Source organism: Blastococcus sp. SYSU D01042 (genome assembly GCF_054050515.1).
Map to the genome: position 1 here is coordinate 233035 of NZ_JBJGZM010000006.1, position 20604 is coordinate 253638.

At 74.8% G+C, this 20604-nt stretch carries 22 protein-coding genes; 15 read left to right on the plus strand and 7 right to left on the minus strand.

Going from position 1 to position 20604, the window contains the following annotated elements; all coding sequences use genetic code 11:
- Positions 1–22 precede the first annotated feature (22 nt).
- Both ACI79H_RS13300 and ACI79H_RS13305 read left to right on the plus strand, forming a co-directional pair.
- Complete coding sequence (locus ACI79H_RS13300; protein ID WP_456554873.1) at positions 23–694, plus strand: hypothetical protein; 672 nt, start codon at positions 23–25, stop codon at positions 692–694.
- A gap of 100 nt (positions 695–794) precedes the next feature.
- Positions 795–2672 carry an AAA family ATPase gene (locus ACI79H_RS13305; protein WP_456554874.1) on the plus strand — a complete coding sequence of 626 codons (1878 nt, stop codon included), beginning with the start codon at positions 795–797 and terminating at the stop codon, positions 2670–2672.
- A gap of 24 nt (positions 2673–2696) precedes the next feature.
- Here ACI79H_RS13305 and ACI79H_RS13310 read toward each other — a convergent pair whose 3' ends face one another.
- Positions 2697–3824: an NDMA-dependent alcohol dehydrogenase gene (locus tag ACI79H_RS13310; protein WP_456554875.1), complete on the minus strand. Its 1128-nt coding sequence runs from the start codon at positions 3822–3824 to the stop codon at positions 2697–2699.
- Positions 3825–3983: 159 nt separating this feature from the next.
- On the opposite strand from ACI79H_RS13310, the gene ACI79H_RS13315 reads away from it, so the two are divergent.
- From ACI79H_RS13315 to ACI79H_RS13325, 3 genes are read left to right on the plus strand one after another with little or no spacing between them, the layout of a single operon-like run.
- Positions 3984–5417, plus strand: coding sequence for a bifunctional 3-(3-hydroxy-phenyl)propionate/3-hydroxycinnamic acid hydroxylase (locus ACI79H_RS13315; protein WP_456554876.1), 1434 nt, complete (start codon positions 3984–3986; stop codon positions 5415–5417).
- A 17-nt stretch (positions 5418–5434) separates the two neighbouring features.
- Positions 5435–5770, plus strand: a complete 336-nt coding sequence (locus tag ACI79H_RS13320) for a hypothetical protein (protein WP_456554877.1) — start codon at positions 5435–5437, stop codon at positions 5768–5770.
- A gap of 48 nt (positions 5771–5818) precedes the next feature.
- Positions 5819–6016, plus strand: a complete 198-nt coding sequence (locus ACI79H_RS13325; protein ID WP_456554878.1) for a hypothetical protein — start codon at positions 5819–5821, stop codon at positions 6014–6016.
- An 88-nt stretch (positions 6017–6104) separates the two neighbouring features.
- Here the strand turns inward: ACI79H_RS13325 and mftD are convergent, their stop codons facing one another.
- Both mftD and ACI79H_RS13335 read right to left on the minus strand, forming a co-directional pair.
- Positions 6105–7346 (minus strand): pre-mycofactocin synthase MftD, encoded by a 1242-nt coding sequence (mftD, locus tag ACI79H_RS13330; protein WP_456554879.1) that lies wholly within the window; start codon positions 7344–7346, stop codon positions 6105–6107.
- A 163-nt stretch (positions 7347–7509) separates the two neighbouring features.
- Positions 7510–8112: an acyl-CoA-like ligand-binding transcription factor gene (locus tag ACI79H_RS13335; RefSeq protein ID WP_456554880.1), complete on the minus strand. Its 603-nt coding sequence runs from the start codon at positions 8110–8112 to the stop codon at positions 7510–7512.
- 125 nt (positions 8113–8237) lie between these two features.
- On the opposite strand from ACI79H_RS13335, the gene mftA reads away from it, so the two are divergent.
- The 8 genes from mftA to ACI79H_RS13375 all read left to right on the plus strand — a co-directional run bounded on the left by mftA (position 8238) and on the right by ACI79H_RS13375 (position 15690).
- Positions 8238–8354, plus strand: coding sequence for a mycofactocin precursor MftA (gene mftA, locus ACI79H_RS13340; RefSeq protein ID WP_456554881.1), 117 nt, complete (start codon positions 8238–8240; stop codon positions 8352–8354).
- Between the two features lie 17 nt (positions 8355–8371).
- The gene (mftB, locus tag ACI79H_RS13345) at positions 8372–8674 is read left to right on the plus strand and encodes a mycofactocin biosynthesis chaperone MftB (protein WP_456554882.1); all 303 of its coding nucleotides are present in this window, start codon (positions 8372–8374) and stop codon (positions 8672–8674) included.
- Entirely contained in the window at positions 8671–9903 is a 1233-nt protein-coding gene (mftC, locus tag ACI79H_RS13350; protein WP_456554883.1) for a mycofactocin radical SAM maturase, read from the plus strand. The genes mftB and mftC overlap by 4 nt, the downstream gene beginning before the upstream one ends.
- Positions 9904–10039: 136 nt before the next feature.
- Positions 10040–10876, plus strand: coding sequence for a mycofactocin-coupled SDR family oxidoreductase (locus ACI79H_RS13355; RefSeq protein ID WP_456554884.1), 837 nt, complete (start codon positions 10040–10042; stop codon positions 10874–10876).
- Positions 10876–11712 (plus strand): mycofactocin-coupled SDR family oxidoreductase, encoded by an 837-nt coding sequence (locus ACI79H_RS13360; RefSeq protein ID WP_456554885.1) that lies wholly within the window; start codon positions 10876–10878, stop codon positions 11710–11712. The genes ACI79H_RS13355 and ACI79H_RS13360 overlap by 1 nt, the downstream gene beginning before the upstream one ends.
- A gap of 71 nt (positions 11713–11783) precedes the next feature.
- Complete coding sequence (locus ACI79H_RS13365) at positions 11784–12740, plus strand: AAA family ATPase (protein ID WP_456554886.1); 957 nt, start codon at positions 11784–11786, stop codon at positions 12738–12740.
- A gap of 24 nt (positions 12741–12764) precedes the next feature.
- On the plus strand, positions 12765–13733 hold the full coding sequence (locus tag ACI79H_RS13370) for a vWA domain-containing protein (RefSeq protein ID WP_456554887.1): 969 nt from the start codon (positions 12765–12767) through the stop codon (positions 13731–13733).
- A 73-nt stretch (positions 13734–13806) separates the two neighbouring features.
- A complete protein-coding gene (locus tag ACI79H_RS13375) occupies positions 13807–15690 on the plus strand; it encodes a putative bifunctional diguanylate cyclase/phosphodiesterase (protein ID WP_456554888.1) in 1884 nt (627 codons plus the stop codon).
- Positions 15691–15696: 6 nt separating this feature from the next.
- Here ACI79H_RS13375 and ACI79H_RS13380 read toward each other — a convergent pair whose 3' ends face one another.
- Together ACI79H_RS13380 and ACI79H_RS13385 are read right to left on the minus strand one after the other, a co-directional pair.
- Positions 15697–16176 carry a pyridoxamine 5'-phosphate oxidase family protein gene (locus tag ACI79H_RS13380; RefSeq protein WP_456554889.1) on the minus strand — a complete coding sequence of 160 codons (480 nt, stop codon included), beginning with the start codon at positions 16174–16176 and terminating at the stop codon, positions 15697–15699.
- Positions 16177–16220: 44 nt separating this feature from the next.
- Positions 16221–16820 carry a TetR/AcrR family transcriptional regulator gene (locus ACI79H_RS13385; RefSeq protein WP_456554890.1) on the minus strand — a complete coding sequence of 200 codons (600 nt, stop codon included), beginning with the start codon at positions 16818–16820 and terminating at the stop codon, positions 16221–16223.
- Positions 16821–16897: 77 nt separating this feature from the next.
- On the opposite strand from ACI79H_RS13385, the gene ACI79H_RS13390 reads away from it, so the two are divergent.
- Positions 16898–18448 carry an MFS transporter gene (locus tag ACI79H_RS13390; protein WP_456554891.1) on the plus strand — a complete coding sequence of 517 codons (1551 nt, stop codon included), beginning with the start codon at positions 16898–16900 and terminating at the stop codon, positions 18446–18448.
- Between the two features lie 6 nt (positions 18449–18454).
- Here ACI79H_RS13390 and ACI79H_RS13395 read toward each other — a convergent pair whose 3' ends face one another.
- A complete protein-coding gene (locus ACI79H_RS13395; RefSeq protein ID WP_456554892.1) occupies positions 18455–18832 on the minus strand; it encodes a YchJ family protein in 378 nt (125 codons plus the stop codon).
- Between the two features lie 45 nt (positions 18833–18877).
- Between ACI79H_RS13395 and mftE the strand changes: the two genes are divergently transcribed.
- Positions 18878–19570 carry a mycofactocin biosynthesis peptidyl-dipeptidase MftE gene (mftE, locus tag ACI79H_RS13400; protein ID WP_456554893.1) on the plus strand — a complete coding sequence of 231 codons (693 nt, stop codon included), beginning with the start codon at positions 18878–18880 and terminating at the stop codon, positions 19568–19570.
- A gap of 22 nt (positions 19571–19592) precedes the next feature.
- Here mftE and ACI79H_RS13405 read toward each other — a convergent pair whose 3' ends face one another.
- Positions 19593–20591, minus strand: coding sequence for an iron-siderophore ABC transporter substrate-binding protein (locus ACI79H_RS13405; RefSeq protein ID WP_456554894.1), 999 nt, complete (start codon positions 20589–20591; stop codon positions 19593–19595).
- Positions 20592–20604: the final 13 nt, after the last annotated feature.

Here is a 20604-nt window from a genome sequence, read left to right on the forward strand (position 1 = left end):
TCCCGCGAGACGAGGAGTTCCATTGCGCACGCGTTCGCTCACCGCCCCTGCCGCACTGCTCACCGGCGCGCTGCTGCTCGCCGCGTGCGGCGGCGACAGCCCGCTCGAGGGCAAGACGGGCCCGGAGGTCGCCGCGCTGGCGGCCGACGCGCTCGAGGAGGCCGGCGCCGTCCACGTCTCCGGCACCATGACCACCGACGGCGAGGAGGGCGAGGTCGACCTGCAGCTGCAGGGTGACGACGCCGCCGGCACCATCACCCTCGGTGGGCTCGAGATCGAGCTGATCAGCGTCGGTGGCGACGTGTTCATGAAGGCCGACCCCGAGTTCTGGGCCTCCTTCGGCATGCCCGAGGACGCCGCCGCGCAGCTCGACGGCGAGTGGGTGGCCGTGCCCGGTGACGCCGCCGAGGACTTCGCCGACTTCTCCCTGTCCGGCATCGCCGACGAGCTGCGCTCCGAGGACGAGGTCCAGGAGGAGACCCGCACCGACGAGCTGGACGGCGAGTCCGTCGTCATCGTCGAGCAGGAGGACGGCAGCGAGCTCGTCGTCGCCGACGACGACCCGGCCTACCCGCTGGAGATGCGCGGCGGCGGCGACTCCGAGGGCACCCTCACCTTCAGCGACCACGGCGACGAGCAGGACATTTCCGCCCCGGAGGACGTCCTGGACCTCGAGAGCGTGATGGGCGGCTGACCGGCCGCACCACCCGGAGCCGGCCGGGACCCCGCACGGGGTCCCGGCCGGTCCCGTCCCCCACCGACGGCCGGTCCGGCCGCGCCTCCAGGAGGGCTCCATGACCGTCGATCCGCAGGCGGACCCGGCCGCGCCCGCCCCCGTCGTCGGGCTCGGCCGCGAGCGCGAGGTGCTCACCGTGGCGCTCGCGACGCACCGCCACGTCGTGCTGGAGGGTCCGCCGGGCACCGGCAAGTCCACCCTGCTGCGGGCGGTGGCCGCCCAGACCGGTCAGGACGTCGTCTTCGTGGAGGGCAACGCCGAGCTCACCCCGGCCCGGCTGATCGGCGCGTACGACCCCTCGGCCGTGCTCGCCGGGGGCTACACGCCGGAGAACTTCACCGACGGGCCGCTGCTGACCGCGATGCGCGGCTCGGGCCTGCTGTACCTCGAGGAGCTCAACCGCATCCCCGAGGAGACGCTCAACGTCCTCATCACCGTGCTCACCGAGGGCGAGATCGCCGTGCCCCGGCTGGGCACGGTGCACGCCACCTCCGGGTTCCGGCTGATCGCGGCCATGAACCCCTTCGACGCCATCGGTACCGCGCGGGTGGGCCAGGCGATCGCCGACCGGATGTGCCGGGTCGTCCTGGGCTACCAGACCGAGGACGCCGAGCGGGCCATCGTCGCCGGCGTCACGGGCGCCGCGCCGGAGCAGATCGCGCTCGCCGTCCGCCTCGTGCGGGCCACCCGCGAGCACCGCGACCTGCGCACCGGCTCGTCCGTGCGCGGCGCCATCGACCTCGTGCTGCTGCTCGACGGCCTGCTGCGGATGCGCGGCGAGCAGCTCGCCGGGGGCCGCGAGACCGCCCGCGACGCCGCGCACGCCGCGCTGTCGGGCCGGATCCGCGTCACCGAGGGCGTCGAGCGCACGCCCGAGGCCGTGCTCGACGAGATCCTCGACGAGGTGTGGCCGCTCGACGCGCCGCCGCCGGACGCCGAGCCCGCAGCGGACGGCGACGGTGGCGCGGCCGGGGGTGGTCAGGGAAAAGCCCCGGGCCCGTCGGCTGAGACGGGCACCGAGCAGCCCCGCCCCCGCCGCGACGCCGCCTCGCGCCGTGGCCCGGCGAGCACCGGCCGCCGCGAGATGCAGCTCCGGCACGAGGCGTTCGAGCAGGTCAGCCCCGAGGTGGGCGAGCTCGACGAGGACGCCTTCGCCGGGCTGATGGGCGCCGATCCGGACGCCGCCGCCGCGCTGCTGGCCGACCTGGCCACCGCCACCGACCGGGAGCTGCGGTCGGCCGCGCGCCGGCTGGCCGCGCGGGTGTTCGTGCAGGTGGGGCGGGTGGGTGCGACCCGCGCCCGCGGCACCCGGCGGCTGGTGCCGACCCGCCGTCCCGAGGGCGACCTGGACCTCGACCGCACGCTGGACCGCTGGTCCGGCGCCTGGCCGCCGGCGGCCGAGGACCTGGTCACCCGCAACTGGACCGGCTCCCGGCGCGCCGTCTGCCTGGTCGTCGACCGGTCCGGGTCCATGCAGGGGCTCGGCGTCGCGATCGCCGCGGTCGCGGCGGCGGGCGTGGTCCTGGCGGCCGACGAGCGGCTGCAGACCAGCGTGCTGACGTTCGCGGACGAGGTGGCCGTGCTGCAGGCGCTGGGGCGGCACCGTGCGGCCGAGGACGTCGTGCTGGAGCTCGTGGGGCTGCGCGGGCACGGGACGACCGACCTCGCGACGGCGCTGCGCGGCGCGCACCGGCAGCTGGCCCCCGCGACGGCCGACGAACGGGTGGTCGTGCTGCTGTCGGACTGCCTGTCCACGTCGGGCGAGCCGGCCGAGTCCGCGCTGGCCGGGATCGACCGGCTGCACGTGCTGTGCCCCCTGCCGTCCGGCGAGGCCCTGGACGCCGCCCGGCTGCTGGCGGCCCGCGGCGGTGGGCGGATGGAGCCGGTGCGGTCGTTGAACGACCTCGGGCCCGCCCTCACCCGTCTGCTGGGGTGAGGACGGGCCCGAGGGCCTACGGCGCTACGAGCGGTCGGCGTCGGTGTAGACGATCATGCCGCGGATGTTCTTGCCGTCGCGCATGTCCTGGTAGCCCTGGTTGATGTCCTCGAGCTTGTAGCGCGTGGTCACCAGCTCCTCGAGCTTGAGCTGCCCGGCCTGGTAGAGCGAGAGCAGCTCGGGGATGGCGTTGCGCGGGGCCAGGCCGCCGAAGATGGCGCCCTGCAGGTCCTTCTGCATCAGCGTCAGGTCGAACAGGCTGAGCTTCACGTCCACCTTGTCGAAGCTGCCCATGCCGGTGACGACCGCGCGGCCGCCCTTGCCGGTGATGCTCATGGCGGCGGCGACGTCCTCGCCCTGGATGTCGCCGACGGTGATGATGGTCTTCTCGGCCATCCGGCCCCAGGTGAGCTCGTTGATGGCCGGCGTGGCCTCCTCGAGCGAGGCGTAGGTGTGCGTGGCGCCCATCTCCATGGCCCACTCGCGCTTCTGGGCCACCGGGTCGATGACGATGACCCGCTTGGCACCGGCCGCAGCCGCACCCTGGACGGCGTTCATGCCGACGCCGCCTGCGCCCATGACGACGACGTTCTCACCGGGGCGGACGTCGGCGACCTTCGTCGCCGACCCCCACCCGGTGGTGACGCCGCAGCCGACCAGCGCGGCGATCTCGAGCGGGATGTCCGGCTCGATGCGCACGACCGAGGCCTGGTTCACGGTGATGTACGGGGAGAAGGTGCCCAGCAGGCACATGGGGGAGACGCCCTGGCCCTTGGCGGTGACCCGGTGGGTGCCGTCGGAGATGGCCTTGCCCCCGAGCAGGTGGGCGCCGAGGTCGCAGAGGTTCTGCTGACCGCGCGAACACGGCGGGCACTTGCCGCAGGCGGGGATGAAGGCGGTGACGACGTGGTCACCCTCCTTGAGGTCGGTCACGCCCGGGCCGACCTTGATGACGGTGCCCGAACCCTCGTGCCCGCCGAGGCTGGGGAAGCCGACGGGGGTGGCGCCGGTGACGAGGTGCTCGTCGGAGTGGCACAGGCCCGAGGCGGCCAGCTCGACCATGACCTCACCGGCCTGCGGGTCGCCGACCTCGATCTCCTCGACCGACCACTGCTCGCCCACGCCCCACAGAATCGCGCCCTTGGTCTTCACTGATGTCCCTTCTGACGTCCCGCCCTCGTCGGCGGGGGAACGGCCACGCGGCCGTGCTCCGGGTCACAGCCTCTGCACGTCGGACCGGCGCGTCAAGGTGGGGACCCGTCCAGGCCGCCCGGATGCACCCGCCCGCGTCTCCCGGCGACACTGTTCGGCGTGTCCCGCGCGCCCGTGGTCGTCGTCGGCGCCGGGCCGGTGGGGCTGACGGCGGCGCTGCTGCTCGCCCGCCGCGGGTTGCCGGTGCTCGTGCTGGAACGCCACCGCACGCCCTACGAGCTGCCGCGCGCGGTGCACCTGGACGACGAGGTGTTCCGGGTGCTGCAGGACGCCGGCGTCGCCGACGACCTCGCGCCCCTCACCCGCCCGCTGGCCGGCCTGCGCCTGGTCGACGCCGCCGGCGCGGTGCTGGCCGAGTTCCGCCGCGAGCCGGGCGCCGGGAGCAACGGCTGGCCGCCGGGCTCCCTGCTGCACCAGCCCGACCTGGAGGCGGTCCTGGCCGCCGCCGTCGCCCGGACACCAGGGGTCGAGCTGCGCCGGGGGAGCGAGGTCACCGGCCTGCGGGCGGAGGGCGACGGGGTGGCCGTCACCGTGCGCGCGCACGACGGCGGGGTGGACCGATCCGTCACGGCCGCGGCCGTGCTGGGCTGCGACGGCGCGAACAGCACCGTGCGGGACCTCATCGGGGCGCGGATGCGCGACCTCGGGCCCGCTGACCGGTGGCTGGTGCTCGACGTGCGCTCGCCGGAGCCCCTGCCGCTGTGGCCCGGCGTCTCGCAGGTCTGCGACCCCCGGCGCGCCGCGACCTCGATGCCGGTGACCGGCGACCGGTACCGCTGGGAGTTCCGCCTGGCACCGGGGGAGACCGCGGCGCAGCTGGTCGTTCCGGCGGCGCTGCGCACGCTGCTCGCCCCGGTGGACCCGGCGGCGGTCGAGGTGGTCCGGACGGCCGAGTACACGTTCCGGGCGCAGGTCGCCGACCGCTGGCGCGCCGGGCGGGTGCTGCTGGCCGGCGACGCCGCCCACCTCACCCCGCCCTTCGTCGGCCAGGGGCTCGGGCTCGGACTGCGGGACGTGCACCAGCTGAGCTGGAAGCTGGCCGCCGTCCTGTCCGGTTCGGCCGACGAGGCGCTCCTGGACAGCCACCAGGCCGAGCGGGAACCGCACGCCCGCGCGCTGATCCGGCTCGCGCTGCTGCTGGGGCGGCTGATGACCGGAGGCGGACGCGGGGCGGCGGTGCTGCGGCGGGCGGTGCTCGCCGTCGTGCGCCGGACCCCGGCCGTGGCCCGGCTGGCCACCGACAGCCGCACCCCACCGCTGCGCGGGCCGCTGGTGCAACGCCGCGGCCGGGCCGGCCGGCGGCTGGCCGGGACGCTGGTGCCGCAGCCCTGGGTGGAGGTGGACGGGCGCCGGTGCCGGCTGGACGACGTGCTGGGCCCGGGCGCGGCGACCCTCACGCGGGACCTGCGGGTGCGCCGCGACGACGGGAGCGAGGTCCCGGTCGCGGACCCGTCGGGGACGCTCCGGCGCTGGCTCGGCGCCGCCGCCGCCGTGGAGGTTCGCCCGGACCGCATCGTCGGCGCGGTGCGCTGAGCACCTACGGTCGGGTCATGCACGAGCTGGACGACCAGTCACCCCGCGCGGTGGGGCGCCGGGTGCGCCGGGCGGCGTCGCGCGGGCCGGTGCCCGCCGACCCCGACGAGCGCGAGGCGGCGCACGACCTGGTGCTGGACCACCTCACCGTCTTCGACCGCCAGCGCTGGTGGGCCCCGGCCCTCTTCGTGGCCATCGCCCTCGTGGCGGCGGGCGTAGCGGTCACCGGACCGGCGTGGGTGTGGGTCGTGGTCCCGGTGCTGCTCGCCGCCGCGGTGGGCCACCCCCGGCTGCGCGCCCACCTGCGCCGTCGTGCGGCGCTCCTCGCGCCCGACGGGCCGCCGTCGGGCTGATGGCCACCGGGCGGTAGCCCGGCGGTCCCGCGGGGTACCGCGAGCGCCATGAACATCGACAAGAACCAGATCCTCGAGCTGCTGCGCTCCCAGGGCGACGACACGAAGGCCCAGCAGGCCGACCAGGAGCTGCCCGACCAGGTCGACACCGACAAGGACGCCGGGCTGCTGTCGAAGTTCGGCATCGACCCGATGGAGCTGGTCAAGAAGTTCGGCGGCGGCAAGCTCGGCGGCCTGCTGGGCTGATCCGCCCGCTCACCACGACGACTGCGGGGAACCCGTCCTCCGGGACGGCGTCCGGGGGACGGGTTCCCCGCAGTGCGGGGTCGTGCCCTCAGGCCTCGCGGGTGCGGGCGGCGGCGGGGGAGGTGCTCAGCGTCGCGTTGGCGACGGCGGTGTCGCCCAGCTGGCGCTCGAAGCCCGGCGGGATGACCAGGTCGTCGCTGCTGAGGTCGCTGACGTTCGCCTTGCCCAGGCCGACCATCGCCGAGCCCAGGCCGTCGCGGAGCAGGTCGAGCACGTTGCCCACGCCGGCCTCGCCGTTGGCGCCGAGGCCCCACAGGTAGGCGCGGCCGATCATGACGGCCTTGGCGCCCAGGGCCAGCGCCTTGGCGACGTCGCCGCCGCGGCGGATGCCGCCGTCGAGCAGCACCTCCACCTGGTCGCCGACGGCCGCGGCCACCGAGGGCAGCGCGCGGATGGAGGCCGGGGTGCCGTCGAGGTTGTTGCCGCCGTGGTTGGACACCGAGATCGCGGTGACGCCGGCGTCGACGGCGCGCCTGGCGTCGTCCACCCGCATGACGCCCTTGAGCATGAAGGGCTTGTCGGCGCCCCACAGCTCGCGCAGCCAGGCGACGTCCTCCCAGGTGGGCATGGGGGACTGCATCCACTGGCCGTAGGCCTCGAAGAACGTGGGCGCCGGGTCGCCGGGGTTCGCCACCATGTTGGGCACGGTCAGGTCGGGGATCCGCCCGGTCTTCGCGAAGCTCCACAGCCAGCGCGGCTTCGTGATGACCTGCGGGGCGTAGCGGCGGGCCGCCTCGAAGTTGATCTTCTCCGGGATGAACGGGCTGCCCCAGTCGCGGCCGTAGGCGAACGACCAGTCCAGCGTGGCGATGAGCCCGGCCGCGCCGGCCCGGCGGGCCCGCTCGACCTTGGCGGCCATGACGTCGCGGTCGCCCACCCAGTAGAGCTGGAAGAACGTCTTGGGGTTGGCCGCGATGACCTCCTCCATGGGCTTGCTGGCCATCGAGGACAGCCCCATGGCGGTGCCGCGGGAGGCCGCGGCCCGGGCGACGTCGACCTCGCCGCCGGGCGTGACCGCCTGGACGCCGGTCGGGCTGATCATCACCGGGAGCGAGAGCTCCTGGCCCATGACGGTGACCGCCATGTTCTTCTCGTTGGCCAGGCCGGCGGTGTGCGGCGCGAAGCCGATCTCGGCGAAGGCGGCGAGGTTGTCCTCGGTGGTCAGCCCGCGCTCGGACCCCGCCACGAGCGCGCCGTAGACGCCCTTCGGCAGCCGCTTCTTCGCGCGCCGCTGCGCCTCTGCCACTGACTCGAACCACGGGTTCGCCATCGCCTGCTCCTCGTCCCTGCTCGTCGGACCGGCGGCCGACGGCCGCCGATGGCACTGAGTGCCACCGTACCCGGGTGAGAGCCGGATCACGAGCCCTCGCGGGGCGGTTCCCCGCCGCGGGGCACGTCCCGGTCGACGGTGCGGCGCGCACCAGCTCTGACGCTCAGCGGCGCAACGCCGGGAACCCGCCGGCCACCTCCTCCAGCGCCACCTGCAGCTGGCCGACGAGCGAGGACCGCTCGTCGGCCAGCCAGGCCTGGAACGCCGTCGTGGCCGCGGCCCGCGTGCTCGCCGCCACGAGGCGCGGGACCAGCTGGTCCGGCGAGCCGCCGGTCCGCCCGGCCACGTACCGGGCGACGGCGCGGTCGACCTCGGCGAAGCGCAGCTGGGAGTGCGCCAGCAGCGCCGGCTCGGTGAGGATGAGCTGCATCCGCTCCCGCAGCAGGTGCAGCTGGGAGTCCGGGTAGGCGTTCACCTCGACGTAGGCCGCGCACACCGACGCGAGCACCGGCTGGGCCGGGTCGCCCGCGGCCAGCAGCGCCTCCAGCCGGGCGACGTGCCCGGCGAAGTCGCCCCAGACGGCGTCGGCCTTGGTCGCGAAGTAGCGGAAGAACGTCCGCCGGCTGATGCCGGCCGCGTCGGCCACCTCGTCGCTGGTGACGTTCTCGAAGCCGCGCTGCGCGAACAGGTCCAGCGCCGCCCGCTCCACCCGGGCACGGGCAGCCTCGGCCGGTGCCCCGGCGTGCCCCGTGTCCGCCTGCGTCACGCCCCGATCATGCCGTTCCGGCTCGGGAGGTGGATGCTGCAGAGGCCACCGGAGTGCTCTTGTCGCGTGGCACTGAGTGTCATTAGTCTCAGCTCGTCCATCCTCGATCACCTCCGGAGGCCGCCATGCCCGAGACCACCAGCACCGACGTCGAGACCACCGCCCCGGCCACCGAGGAGGCCCTGGTCGAGGAGTCGCTGGTCGAGGAGGTCTCGATCGACGGCATGTGCGGCGTCTACTGAGCGACGACGGCACTCCCGTGACGGCGTCGACGACGCCGGTCGAGGTCGCGTTCGACCCGGCCGGGCCCTGGCAGCGCGCCCGCTCGGTCGCGCTCCGGCCCGAGCCCTTCGGCGCGCTGGTCTACCACTTCGGCAACCGGAAGCTCTCCTTCCTCAAGTCGAAGACCCTGGTCGCCGTCGTCGAGGCGCTGGCCGACCACCCGAGCGCCTCCGCCGCGCTGACGGCCTGCGGCGTGACCGAGGCGCAGCGGCCGGCGTACGAGAAGGCCCTGGCCGAACTCGCCCGCTCGCAGATGATCGAGAGAAGGACCGACGCGTGACCGCTCTCCTGCCGCCCCGCCCCGCCGCACCCCCGCGTCCCGTCGGCGGGCGCCTGATCGACCAGTTCGAGTACGGCCTGGACGCCCCCATCTGCCTGACGTGGGAGCTCACCTACGCCTGCAACCTGGCGTGCGCCCACTGCCTGTCCTCGTCGGGACGGCGCGACCCCCGCGAGCTCTCCACCGCCGAGGCCGAGGCGGTCATCGACGAGCTGCAGCGGATGCAGGTCTTCTACGTCAACGTCGGCGGCGGCGAGCCCACCGTGCGGCCGGACTTCTGGCACCTGCTCGACTACGCCATCGGCCACGACGTCGGCGTCAAGTTCTCCACCAACGGCATCAAGCTGGACAAGACCCGTGCCGCCCAGCTGGCCCGCACCGACTACGTCGACGTGCAGATCTCCCTGGACGGCGCCACGGCCGAGGTGAACGACCGCGTGCGCGGCACCGGCTCCTACGCGACCGCGATCCGGGCGCTGGAGAACCTGGCCGAGGCCGGGATGAAGGACTTCAAGGTCTCTGTCGTCGTCACCCGGGAGAACGCCGGGCAGCTCGACGCGTTCAAGGCGCTCACCGACTCGTTCGGGGCGCAGCTGCGCATCACCCGGCTGCGCCCGTCGGGCCGCGGGGCCGACGTGTGGGACGAGCTGCACCCCACGATGGCCCAGCAGAAGGACCTGTACCAGTGGCTGCTGGCCAACGGTGACGGCGTCCTGACCGGCGACTCGTTCTTCCACCTCTCCGCGTTCGGCGAGGCGCTCCCCGGGCTCAACCTGTGCGGCGCCGGCCGGGTGGTCTGCCTGATCGACCCGGTGGGCGACGTCTACGCCTGCCCGTTCGCCATCCACGAGAACTTCCTCGCCGGCAACGTGCGCGACGAGGGCGGCTTCCAGCGCGTCTGGCAGCAGAGCGAGCTGTTCGCCGACCTGCGCAACCCGCAGACCGGCGGCGCCTGCACCAAGTGCGCCCACTTCGACGCCTGCCGCGGCGGGTGCATGGCGGCCAAGTTCTTCACCGGCCTGCCGCTGGACGGACCGGATCCCGAGTGCGTGCAGGGGTACGGGGAGACCGCCCTGGCCGCCCGCGACCTCGAGCTGGTCACCCCGCGCAGCCACATCGACCACTCGCACTCCGGCCCCGTGCGCGGGCAGCCGACGCTGCTCGGCATCCCCTCGATCCCCGCCAAGATCTGCGACGAGTCCCCGCTGGCCGGTCTCGACCTGCGCTGACGTCCGCGCCGAAATCCCCGCCCGCCCATTGTGGCGTGGATCACCTTCCGCCTAGCGTCGCTGGGGAGGTGAGCCACGGCCGCGCGTCGTGGCGCCACCGCCGCAGGGCGGTCGACGGCGAGTCGAGGGGGCAGGCATGGGCAGGCTGGACGGCAAGGTCGCATTCATCACCGGCGCGGCGCGCGGGCAGGGGCGGTCGCACGCGCTGCGGCTCGCGCAGGAGGGCGCCGACGTCATCGCCGTCGACGTCTGCGCGCAGGTGGACACGGTGGGTTACCCGCTGGCGACGCCGGAGGACCTGGCGGAGACCGTGCGGCAGGTGGAGGCCCTCGACCGGCGGATCGTCGCGTCCCAGGCCGACGTGCGGGACACCGCCGCGCTGAAGCAGGCGGTGGACGAGGGGGTCGCCCAGCTGGGCCGGCTCGACATCGTCGTGGCCAACGCCGGCATCGCCAGCTTCGCGCCGGTCGAGGACCTGTCCGACGAGATGTGGGACGACATGATCGGCATCAACCTCACCGGGGTCTTCAAGACCGTCCGGGCGGCGGTGCCGCACCTGCGGGCGCACGGCGAGGGCGGCGCGATCGTCATCACCAGCTCCACGGCCGGCATCAAGGGCCTGGGCAATCTCGCCCACTACGTCGCCGCCAAGCACGGCGTCGTCGGGCTGGTGAAGACCTTCGCCAACGAGCTGGCGCCGGACATGATCCGGGTCAACTCGGTGCACCCGACGGCGGTCAGCACCGACATGATCCACAACCGGGCGACCTACGGGAACTTCGTGCCCGACAAGCCCGCGGCGGAGGTCACCCGGGAGGACGTGGCACCGATGTTCCAGGGGCTCAACGCGCTGCCCATCCCCTGGGTGGACGTCGCCGACATCAGCAACGCCGTCCTCTTCCTGGTCTCGGACGAGGGCCGCTACGTCACCGGCGTGCAGCTGCCCGTCGACGCCGGGTCGGTGATCAAGTAATGGCCGGCCGCGTGGAGGGCAAGGTCGCCTTCGTCACCGGTGCCGCGCGCAGCCAGGGCCGCAGCCACGCGCTGCGGCTCGCGCAGGAGGGCGCGGACGTCATCGCCGTCGACATCTGCGGGCCGGTGCCGAGCATCGGGATGTACCCGCCGGCCACGGAGGAGGACCTGGCCGAGACGGTGCGCCAGGTCGAGGCGCTGGACCGGCGGATCGTCGCCACGAAGGCCGACGTCCGCGACTCCGCCGCACTGAAGGCGGCGGTCGACGACGGCGTCGCCCAGCTGGGGCGGCTGGACATCGTCTGCGCCAACGCCGGGGTCTTCGAGATCCAGCCCGCGCTCGAGCTCACCGACGACGCGTGGCGGGAGATGATCGACGTCAACCTGACCGGCGTCTGGAACACCTGCAAGGTCGCGCTGCCGCACCTGCTGGAGGGCGGCCGCGGCGGGGCCATCGTCATCACCAGCTCCACCGCGGGGCTCAAGGGCGTGCCGAACACCGTCCACTACACCGCCGCCAAGCACGGCGTCGTGGGGATCATGCGGACGCTGGCCAACGAGTTCGCCGAGCACTCGATCCGGGTCAACAGCGTGCACCCGACCGGCGTGGACACGGTGATGATCCAGAACCCGAAGACGTGGGGCCTGTTCGCCCCCGACGACCCCGAGCCGACCCGCGAGAAGGCCGAGCCGATCTTCCGCTCCACCAACGCGCTGCCGGTGCCGTGGGTGGACCCGGTGGACATCTCCAACGCGATCCTGTTCCTCGTCTCCGACGAGGCCCGCTACATCACCGGCGTGACCCTCCCGGTCGACGCCGGTTTCACCACCAAGTAGCAGGAGCCCCTCCGGGGCGGCGGGAGGAGGACGAGATCGCGCGGGACGGTGGGTTCGACGGCGACCCGGTGGTGACCGGGCTCCGGGTCACCGGTGACGACGGGGCGGCCGTGCGGGCCGTGCGGGCCCGGGTCGCCCGTCACCTGGTCGGCCGGGAGCGGGAGCTGGACCTGCTGCTGGCGGCGGTGGCCGCCGGCAGGGACGTGCTCCTGGAGGGCCCGCCGGGCACGTCGAAGTCCACCCTGCTGCGCGCGGTCACGGCCGAGTGGGGCATCCCCCTGGTCTTCGTCGAGGGCAACGCCGACCTCACGCCCACCCGGCTGGTCGGCCACCACGACCCCGCCCGGGTGCTGCGCGAGGACTACACGCCGGGCAACTTCGTGCCGGGCCCGCTGATCGAGGCGATGCGGACCGGGGGCTTCCTCTACGTGGAGGAGTTCAACCGGGCCCCGGAGGACACGCTCAACACGCTGCTGACGGCGATGGCCGAGCGGCGGATCGCGGTGCCACGGGTGGGCACGGTGGTCGCCGAGCCCTCGTTCCGGGTCATCGCCTCGATGAACCCCTACGACAACGTCGGCACCACCCGGTTGTCGACGTCGGTCCACGACCGGCTGTGCCGGCTGGCGATCGGCTACCAGGACGCCGGGGCCGAGCGGGGCATCGTGGCGCGGCGGACGGGGGTCGGCTCCTCGCGGCTGGTCGCCGACTCGGTCGCGCTCACCCGGGCCACGCGGGAGCGGGAGGACGTCCGGCAGGGCAGCAGCGTGCGCGGCGCCATCGACGTCGCCCTGATCGCCGCGCAGCTGGCGGCGATGCGGGGGATCGAGCTGCCCGGCGACGGTGCGGTCGACCCGCCGCGGGAGCTGCCGGAGGACTACACCGGGACCGTGCTGGACGCCGTGCTGCTGGCGCTGTCCGGCCGGATCTTCCTGGACGAGGCGGTCGAGAGCACCCCGGAAGCGGTGCTGCTGGAGATCTGGGAGGACCACTTCCTGCTGGGCCCCGCGGCGGCCGCGCCCGGTTGAAGGGCTGTCGAGGCCGACTCGCCGGTGACCCGCCCGTCCCGCGCCGGCCGCCCGCGCGGGGCCCGTCCGCTGCGGCGCCGCCCCAAGCAGCTCACCGAGCAGCCGGACCTGTACGAGCCGGCACCCGGCGGCGCGGGGCTCGCCCTCTCCTCCGGGACCCGGCGCCGGGGTGCCGGCAGCGCCACCCGGCCGGGAGGCAGCGCCCCGGGCACCACGGACGAGCCGGCCGACCTCATCCCGCTCGCCGACCTGGACGCGGCCGCAGCGGACGACGGGCTCACCCGGCAGCGCGCCCGCCGGATCGCCCGGCGGCTCGCCGTGCCCAGGCCGCCCCGCGACCGCCGGCTCCGGCGCGGGGGAGGCGAGCTGGTGAGCCGGTCCTGGAGCGGGGGCTCCGACGAGCTGGACCTGGAGCGGACCGTCGAGCAGATCGCGGGCAACCCCTTCCCGGAGGCGGGCGACGTCGTCGTCCGGGAGCGGGTCCGTCAGCGCCGCGCCGTTGTCCTCGTCGTCGACGTCTCCGGCTCGATGAAGGGAGAGCGGGTGCGCACCGCGGCCGCGGCCGTCGGGGCGCTCGCCGGGGAGCTGGCGCGGGACTCGCTGTCCGTCGTCGCGTTCTGGTCGGACGCGGCGGTGCTGGTGCGGCCGGACGAGCAGGTGGCGCCGCTCGCCGTCCTCGACCTCCTGCTGCGGGTGCCGACGCAGGGGCTCACCAACGTGACCTTCGCGCTGGAGACCGCGGCGCGGCAGCTCGCCGGGGTCCCGCCGCGGGACGCGCGGGTCCTGCTGCTCAGCGACTGCGTGCACAACGCCGGGCCCGACCCGCGGGCCACCGCCGGGCGGTTGCCGAGGCTGGACGTCCTGCTCGACGTCTCCGGCGAGCACGACCTGGAGCTGGGCCGGGAGCTGGCCCGCGCCGGCCGCGGGCGTGCCCGGATCGTCCGCGACCACCGGGACGTCGCCGCGGCGCTCGCGGCGGTCTTCTCGGCCTGAACCTCCCCCCGCGGGGTGAGGTCGGCGGCCCGGCCTCCAGCCGGCGACCCGGGTGGACGATCCGGAGGGGGTGATGCACCTCCTCCGTGCCAGCGCCGTCCGCCTGCTGCCGTCGGGGCGCCGGCTGCCCGAAGCCGTCTGGGAGCGGCGGCACCGCGCCATCGTGCGGCTGTCGGCCGGCTGCGCCATCGGCCTCGTGCTGCTCGCCTGGGCGTGGGGATACGGCCAGCCGGCCGCCGCCGCGGTGCTGGCCGCCGTCGGCGGACCGCTGGTCGTCGCGGTGGTCCCGGGGCTGGGCCGGGCGGTGCACGCGGCCGCCACCACGCTCAGCCTCATGGCCGCCTCGATCGCGCTGGTGCACCTGTGGGCCGGCGTCACCGAGGCGCACTTCGTGTTCTTCGTGATGATCGGCGTCGTCTCGCTGTACCAGGACTGGGTCCCGTTCGGCATCGCCGTCCTCGTGGTCGCGGGCCACCACGGCATCCTGGGCACGCTCTTCCCGGACGAGGTCTTCGGCCACCACACGCAGGGCAACCCCTGGCTCTGGGCCGGCATCCACGCCGCCTTCGTGCTCGCCGCCAGCCTGGCGCACCTCTCCTCGTGGCGGCTCAACGAGGACCAGGTCCTCAGCGACCCGCTCACCGGGCTGGCCAACCGCACGCTCCTGGAGGAGGTCACCCACCGCCTGCTCTCGCGCGGCGGCACGGTGAGCCTGCTGTTCATCGACATCGACGACTTCAAGGCCGTCAACGACAGCCGTGGGCACGCCTCCGGCGACGAGCTGCTGCTCGTGCTCGCCGAGCGGCTGCGCGGCTGCGTGCGCCCGGGCGACGTCGTGGCACGCATCGGCGGCGACGAGTTCGCCGTCGTGGTCAACGGCGGGGCCGACGTGGCCCGCGCCGTCGGGGAGCGGGCGCTCGTCGCGCTGTCGCTGCCGGTGCCGCTGCTCGACGGCATGCTGACCGTGCACGGCAGCGTGGGCGTCGCGACGTCCGCGGACGCGACCGACCGCACGGCCGGGGCGCTGCTCCGCAACGCCGACCTGGCGATGTACCTGGCCAAGGCGCAGGGCAAGAACCGGCTGGTCGTCTACGCCGACGGCATGGCCGAGGCGGCCCGCCGCCGGGCCGCGCTGGCCCAGGACCTCGCCGGCGCGGCCGGCGAAGGCCAGCTCGAGGTGCACTACCAGCCGACGGTGCGGCTCGCGGACGGCGCGACGACCGGGTTCGAAGCCCTGGTGCGCTGGAACCACCCGCAGCGCGGGCTGATCCCGCCGGTCGAGTTCATCCCGCTCGCCGAGGAGACCGGCGACATCGTCGGCATCGGCGCCTGGGTGCTGCGCGAGGCGCTGCGCCAGGGGGCGGCGTGGACCGCCGAGACGGGCACGCCGCTGCGCATGGCGGTCAACCTCTCGCCGCGGCAGTTCCACACCGGGGACGACGTCCCGGCCCTGGTCGCCGCAGCGCTGGCGGAGACCGGGTTCCCGGCCGAGCAGCTGACGCTGGAGGTCACCGAGGGCGTGCTGGTCCGGGACGGCGACGCCGTCGTCGCCCAGCTCGAGGCGCTGCGGGCCCTCGGCATCCGGATCGCGATCGACGACTTCGGCACCGGCTTCTCGGGGCTGTCCTACCTCCGGCACCTGCCCGCGGACATCATCAAGATCGACCGCAGCTTCGTCACCGACCTGCCGCGCGGCCGCTCGGCGGTCACCCTGATCACCTCGATCGTCGAGCTGGCCCGCACGCTGGGCCTGGACATCGTCGCCGAGGGCGTGGAGACCGAGGGGCAGCGCCGGGCGCTGGCCGACCTCGACTGCGGCTCGGCCCAGGGCTACCTGTTCGCCCGGCCCGAGCCGGCCGACCTCGCCGGCGCCAACCTGCCCGGCCGGCCGGGCGCGGTCCCGGCCCAGCCGGGGGCGCCGGCGGTCGAGATGGTCGGCGGGCTCGCGACCCCCTGACCGGGTCTAGAGGTCGACCTTCTCGTTCTCGCCGCCCTCGATCCGCTGACCGGTCGCCTTCGCCTTGACGAAGCTGAAGGCGGTCGCCAGCCGGCCGCCGGGGCTGTCCCAGTACTCGGCCGACTCGCCGTCGACCTTCAGCAGCACCACCGACGGGTCCTCGGGGCCCTGCGGGAACCACGCCTCGACGCCGCTGTTCCACAGCTCCTTCTTCTTGGCCGGGTCGTTGACGACGGTGGCCTGCCCGGTCAGCGACACCCAGGTGCCGCCCGAGCCGACGCCCACGTTGACCTGCGGCGAGGCCAGGACGTGCTGCACGGGGTGCGAGTCGCGCTCGGCGAAGAACCACAGGTCGCCGTCGAACTCGACCTCCTGCAGCGTCATGGGCCGGCTGGTCAGCGTGCCCTCGGGCGTGGTCGTGGTGAGGAAGCCGAAGCGCTGGCCCTTCAGCAGCTCGGCGACCTTGCGGGTGTCCTCTGCGCTCATGGGGAGCACGTGCCCCGGCCCGGCTGCGGCCACACGCGGTCCGGTCAGCCCAGACCTCCGGCGATGCCGACGAGCAGCCGCTCGAAGGTGGCGTCGGGGTCGGCGGTCTGCGTGACCCCGGCCAGCTCGAGGGCCACCGCGCCGTGCACCGCCGCCCAGATGACCGAGGCGACCTCGCGGGGGTCGTCCCGGCGCAGCACACCGACCTCCATCGCCCGCGCCACCTCGTCGACCAGCACGCCGAAGGCCGCGGCGGCGTGCTCCTTGAGCTCGTCGCTGGAGGCGGCCGCGCGGTCGGCGGGGCTGACGCCACCGCCGAACATCGCCTCGTAGTGCTGCGGGTTCGCCAGGGCGAAGCGGCGGTAGCTGCGGCCGCAGGTGCCCAGGCGCTGGGCCGGGTCGGTGTCCTCGCGCACCCGGATGCTCTCGGCCAGGCCGTCGAAGCCGCGGATGAGGACCGCGGCGATGAGCCCGTGCTTGCTGCCGAAGCGGTTGTACACGCCCATCGGCGCCACGCCCGCCTCGGTGGCCACCGCCCGGACGGTCATCCCGCGGACCCCCTCGCGCACCAGCACCCGCTCCGCGGCGTCCACCAGCACGCCTTCGAGGTCCCTGCTGGGGGTGCGCTGCACCGGTTCCGTCATGGCTCCATCCTTCCCCCTTGCCGTTCTGTAGAACGTCGTCCTACAGTCGTAGCACAACGTTCTATTAGGAGGCCGTCATGGACCAGCCGATCCCCGCAGCGCACCCTCGCCCGTGGCGGGTGCTCGCCGTCCTGTGCCTGTCGGTGCTGCTCGTCGGCATCGACAACACGATCGTGAACGTCGCGCTGCCGACGCTGGCCGCGGAGCTCGCCGCGGACACCAGCGGCCTCCAGTGGGTCGTCGACGGCTACACGCTCGTGTTCGCGGCCCTCCTTCTCGTGGGCGGGCACCTGGGCGACCGCTACGGCCGGCGGCGCATGCTCCAGCTCGGCCTGGTGCTGTACGGCGCGACCTCGTTCCTCGCGTCGGCGGCCGGTACCACCGCCGAGCTGGTCACCGCCCGCGCGCTCATGGGCACCGGTGCCGCGCTGATCTTCCCGGCGACGCTGGCGCTGCTGATCACGGCCTTCCCCGGGGCGCGCGAGCGCGCGACGGCGATCGGTGTGTGGTCCGCGGTCACGGGTCTCTCCGTCGCGGTCGGCCCGGTCGCCGGCGGCTTCCTGCTCGAGCACTTCGCCTGGGGCTCGGTGTTCCTCGTGAAGCTGCCGCTCGTCGTGCTGGCCCTGGTCGCCGGGCGGCTGGTCCTCCGCGAGTCCCGGGAGCGGGTGCCATCCCGGTTCGACCCGGTCGGGGCGGTGGGTTCCGTGGCCGGGATCGGGCTGCTGGTCTGGACGACCATCGAGGCGCCGGGACACGGCTGGACGTCGGCCACCACCCTGGGCGGGTACGCGGCGGCCGCGCTCGCCCTCGTCGGGTTCGTCGGCTGGGAGCTGCGCCGCCCGGACCCGCTGCTGGACGTGCGGCTGTTCACCGACGCGCGCGTCTCGGCCGGCAGCGGTGCCATCGCGCTGGCCTTCTTCGCGCTGTTCGGCTTCATCTTCATGATCACGCAGTACTTCCAGGCGGTCCTGGGGTACGGCCCGCTCGCCGCCGGTGTGCGGACCCTGCCCTTCGCCCTGGTCATCGGCGCCACCGCGCCGCTGGCGATCATGGCGATGCGGGCCCTCGGCACCAAGGTCGTCGTGGCGGGCGGTCTCGTGGTGATGTCCCTGGGCTTCGTCGTCGCGGCGGGCTCGGGCGTGGACTCGGCGTACTGGGGGCGCATCGTCCTGTCCATGGTGCTCATGGCCGGGGGGCTCGGCCTCGTGACAAGCCCGGCGACGGAGGCCGTGATGGGCGCGCTCCGTGCCGACGAGGCGGGTGCCGGCTCGGCGGTCAACGACACGGTGCGCGAGGTCGGCGGGACGCTCGGCGTGGCCGTGGTGGGCTCGGTGATGAGCACCGTCTACGCCGGGACCGTGCTGGACGGGCTCGCCGGGCTGCCCGAGCAGGCGCGGGCGGCGGCCGAGGAGTCGGTCGTGGCCGGGCTGGCGGTGGCGGCGCGGGCGGCGGACCCGGCGGCGGCGGACACCGTGCGCCAGGCGTTCGTCGACGGGCTGTCCGCGGGCTCGTGGGTCTGCGCCGGGGCCTGCGTCGTCGGGGCGCTCGCCGTGGTGGCCTGGCTGCCCGCGCGCGGCCGGGACGCCGTCGTCGTGCCCGACGCGGTCCCGACGGTGCCGGCCGCCTGAGCCGGCTCAGCGGCCGTCGAGGTACCGCCAGGCGCCGTCGTCCCGGACGAACCGGCTGACCTCGTGCTGCTCGCCCCGCTGCCCGCCTGCCACCCAGGTGGCCCGGAACTCCACCGTCCCCTCGGCGGCCAGCAGGCCGCCGTCGCGGGTGGCCAGCACGTCCAGGCCCACCCAGCGGAGTCCCGGGTCGAGTTCCAGCGACGGCGGGCGGGTGCGCGGGTGCCAGGTGGTGAGCAGGTAGGCGGGGTCGCCGACGGCGAAGGCGCTGTACCGCGAGCGCATCAGCTGCTCCGCGGTCGCCGCGGTGCTGGTGCCGGCGTGCAGCGGGCCGCAGCACTCCGCGTAGGGCAGGCCCGTTCCGCAGGGGCAGCGTCGGGGGGCCATGGTCCGAGTCTGGGCCCGGTCAGCCCGCCGTGCGAGGCTGCCCCGGTGACCACCCTCGGCGGCGCCACCTGGCCGGGCATCCCCGAGCGGCCGCTGCTGGTCGTCCCGCTCGGCTCGGTCGAGCAGCACGGCCCGCACCTGCCGCTGGCCACCGACACCCGGACGGCGGAGGCGGTCGCCCGGGCCGCGCTGCCGGGCCTCGACGGCGCGCTGCTCGCGCCGGCGGTCTCCTACGGGGCCAGCGGCGAGCACGAGGGCTTCCCCGGCACGGTGTCGATCGGCACCGAGGCGCTCACGACGCTGCTCGTGGAGCTGGGGCGCTCCGCCTGCCGCTGGGCGGGCCGGTTGGTGGTGGTGAACGGCCACGGCGGCAACCACGACGCCCTGCGTGCGGCGGTGCCGCTGCTGCGGGCGGAGGAGCGGGACGTCGCCTGGTGGCCGTGCGCCGTCCCGGGCGGCGACGCCCACGCCGGCCGGGTGGAGACGTCGCTGATGTTGCACGTGGAACCGGGTGGGGTGCACGAGGCGCGGGCCGAGCGGGGGGAGACCGCGCCGCTGCGCGAGCTGCTGCCCCGGATGCGGGCCGAGGGTGTGCGGGCGGTCAGCCCGAACGGCGTGCTCGGCGACCCGGCGGGCGCGTCTGCCGCGGAGGGGGCGGAGCTGCTCGCGGACCTCGCCGGGCGGCTGACCGCCGCGGTGCGGGCCTGGCGGGTGGACCCCGCCGGGCGGCTCGGCTGAGCGCCCGGCGGGGACCCGGCGGTCAGCCGAGCGCGTCCGCGAAGAGCGGGACGGTGTTCTCCAGCGCGTAGCGGATGCCGGGGGTCGTGCCGATGGAGAAGGCGCTGGCCAGGGTCTCGTCCTCGAGGACCACGGCCCGCCCGTCCTGCACCGACGGCAGCGTCTGCCACAGCGGGTTCGACGTGAACTCGGAAGCCTCCACGTAGATCGGGAAGGCGACGGTGAGCCCGGCGTCGAGGATCGGGATCTGCTCCTCGCTCACGGGGACGAAGAAGTTGTCCGTGGCCTGCTCCTGGATGGCCGGCTTGTTGACGAAGCCGAGCTCCTCCATGAAGTCCACCCGGGCGTCGCCCTGCACGTAGGCGCCGAACCCCTCGGAGGTGAAGGCCGCGACGGCGACCTCGGTGCCCTCGAACTCCGGGTTCGCGGCGGCGGCGTCCTCGAACGCCTGCGCCACCTCCGCGCCGATCTCCTCGGCCTCGTCGGTCTTCCCGAGCGCCTGGCCGACCAGCTCGAGCTGCTGGTCCCAGGTGGTCTGGTAGGCCTCGACGCCCTCGGGCTGGCCGATCGTGGGGGCGATCTGGCTGAGCAGGTCGTAGCGCTCCTGCGTGCCGTCGCTCTTGGTGTCCAGGATGAGGTCCGGCTCGAGCGCGGCGATCGCCTCGAGGCTGGGCTCGAGCGTCTCGATGATCTCCGGCGCCTCGTCGTACAGGCCCTCGGACCACGGGCCGACGCCCTCGCCGCCGAAGGCCAGCCAGTCGCTCGCGCCGACCGGCTGCACACCGAGGGCCAGCGCCGTCTCGGCGTCCCCCCAGCCGAGGGCGACGACGCGGGTCGGCTCCTCCTCGATCTCGACCTCGCCGAAAGCGGTGTCCACGGTGACCGGGAAGGCACCCGACGAGCTGCCGCCGCCCGAGTTGCCCGAGGAGGTGTCGGCGTCGTCGTCGGAACCGCAGCCGGTCACGACGAGCGCGGCGGCGGCCAGGACGGCGGCACCGCGGAAGAGGGGGCGGGCGGACATGCGGACTCCTTCG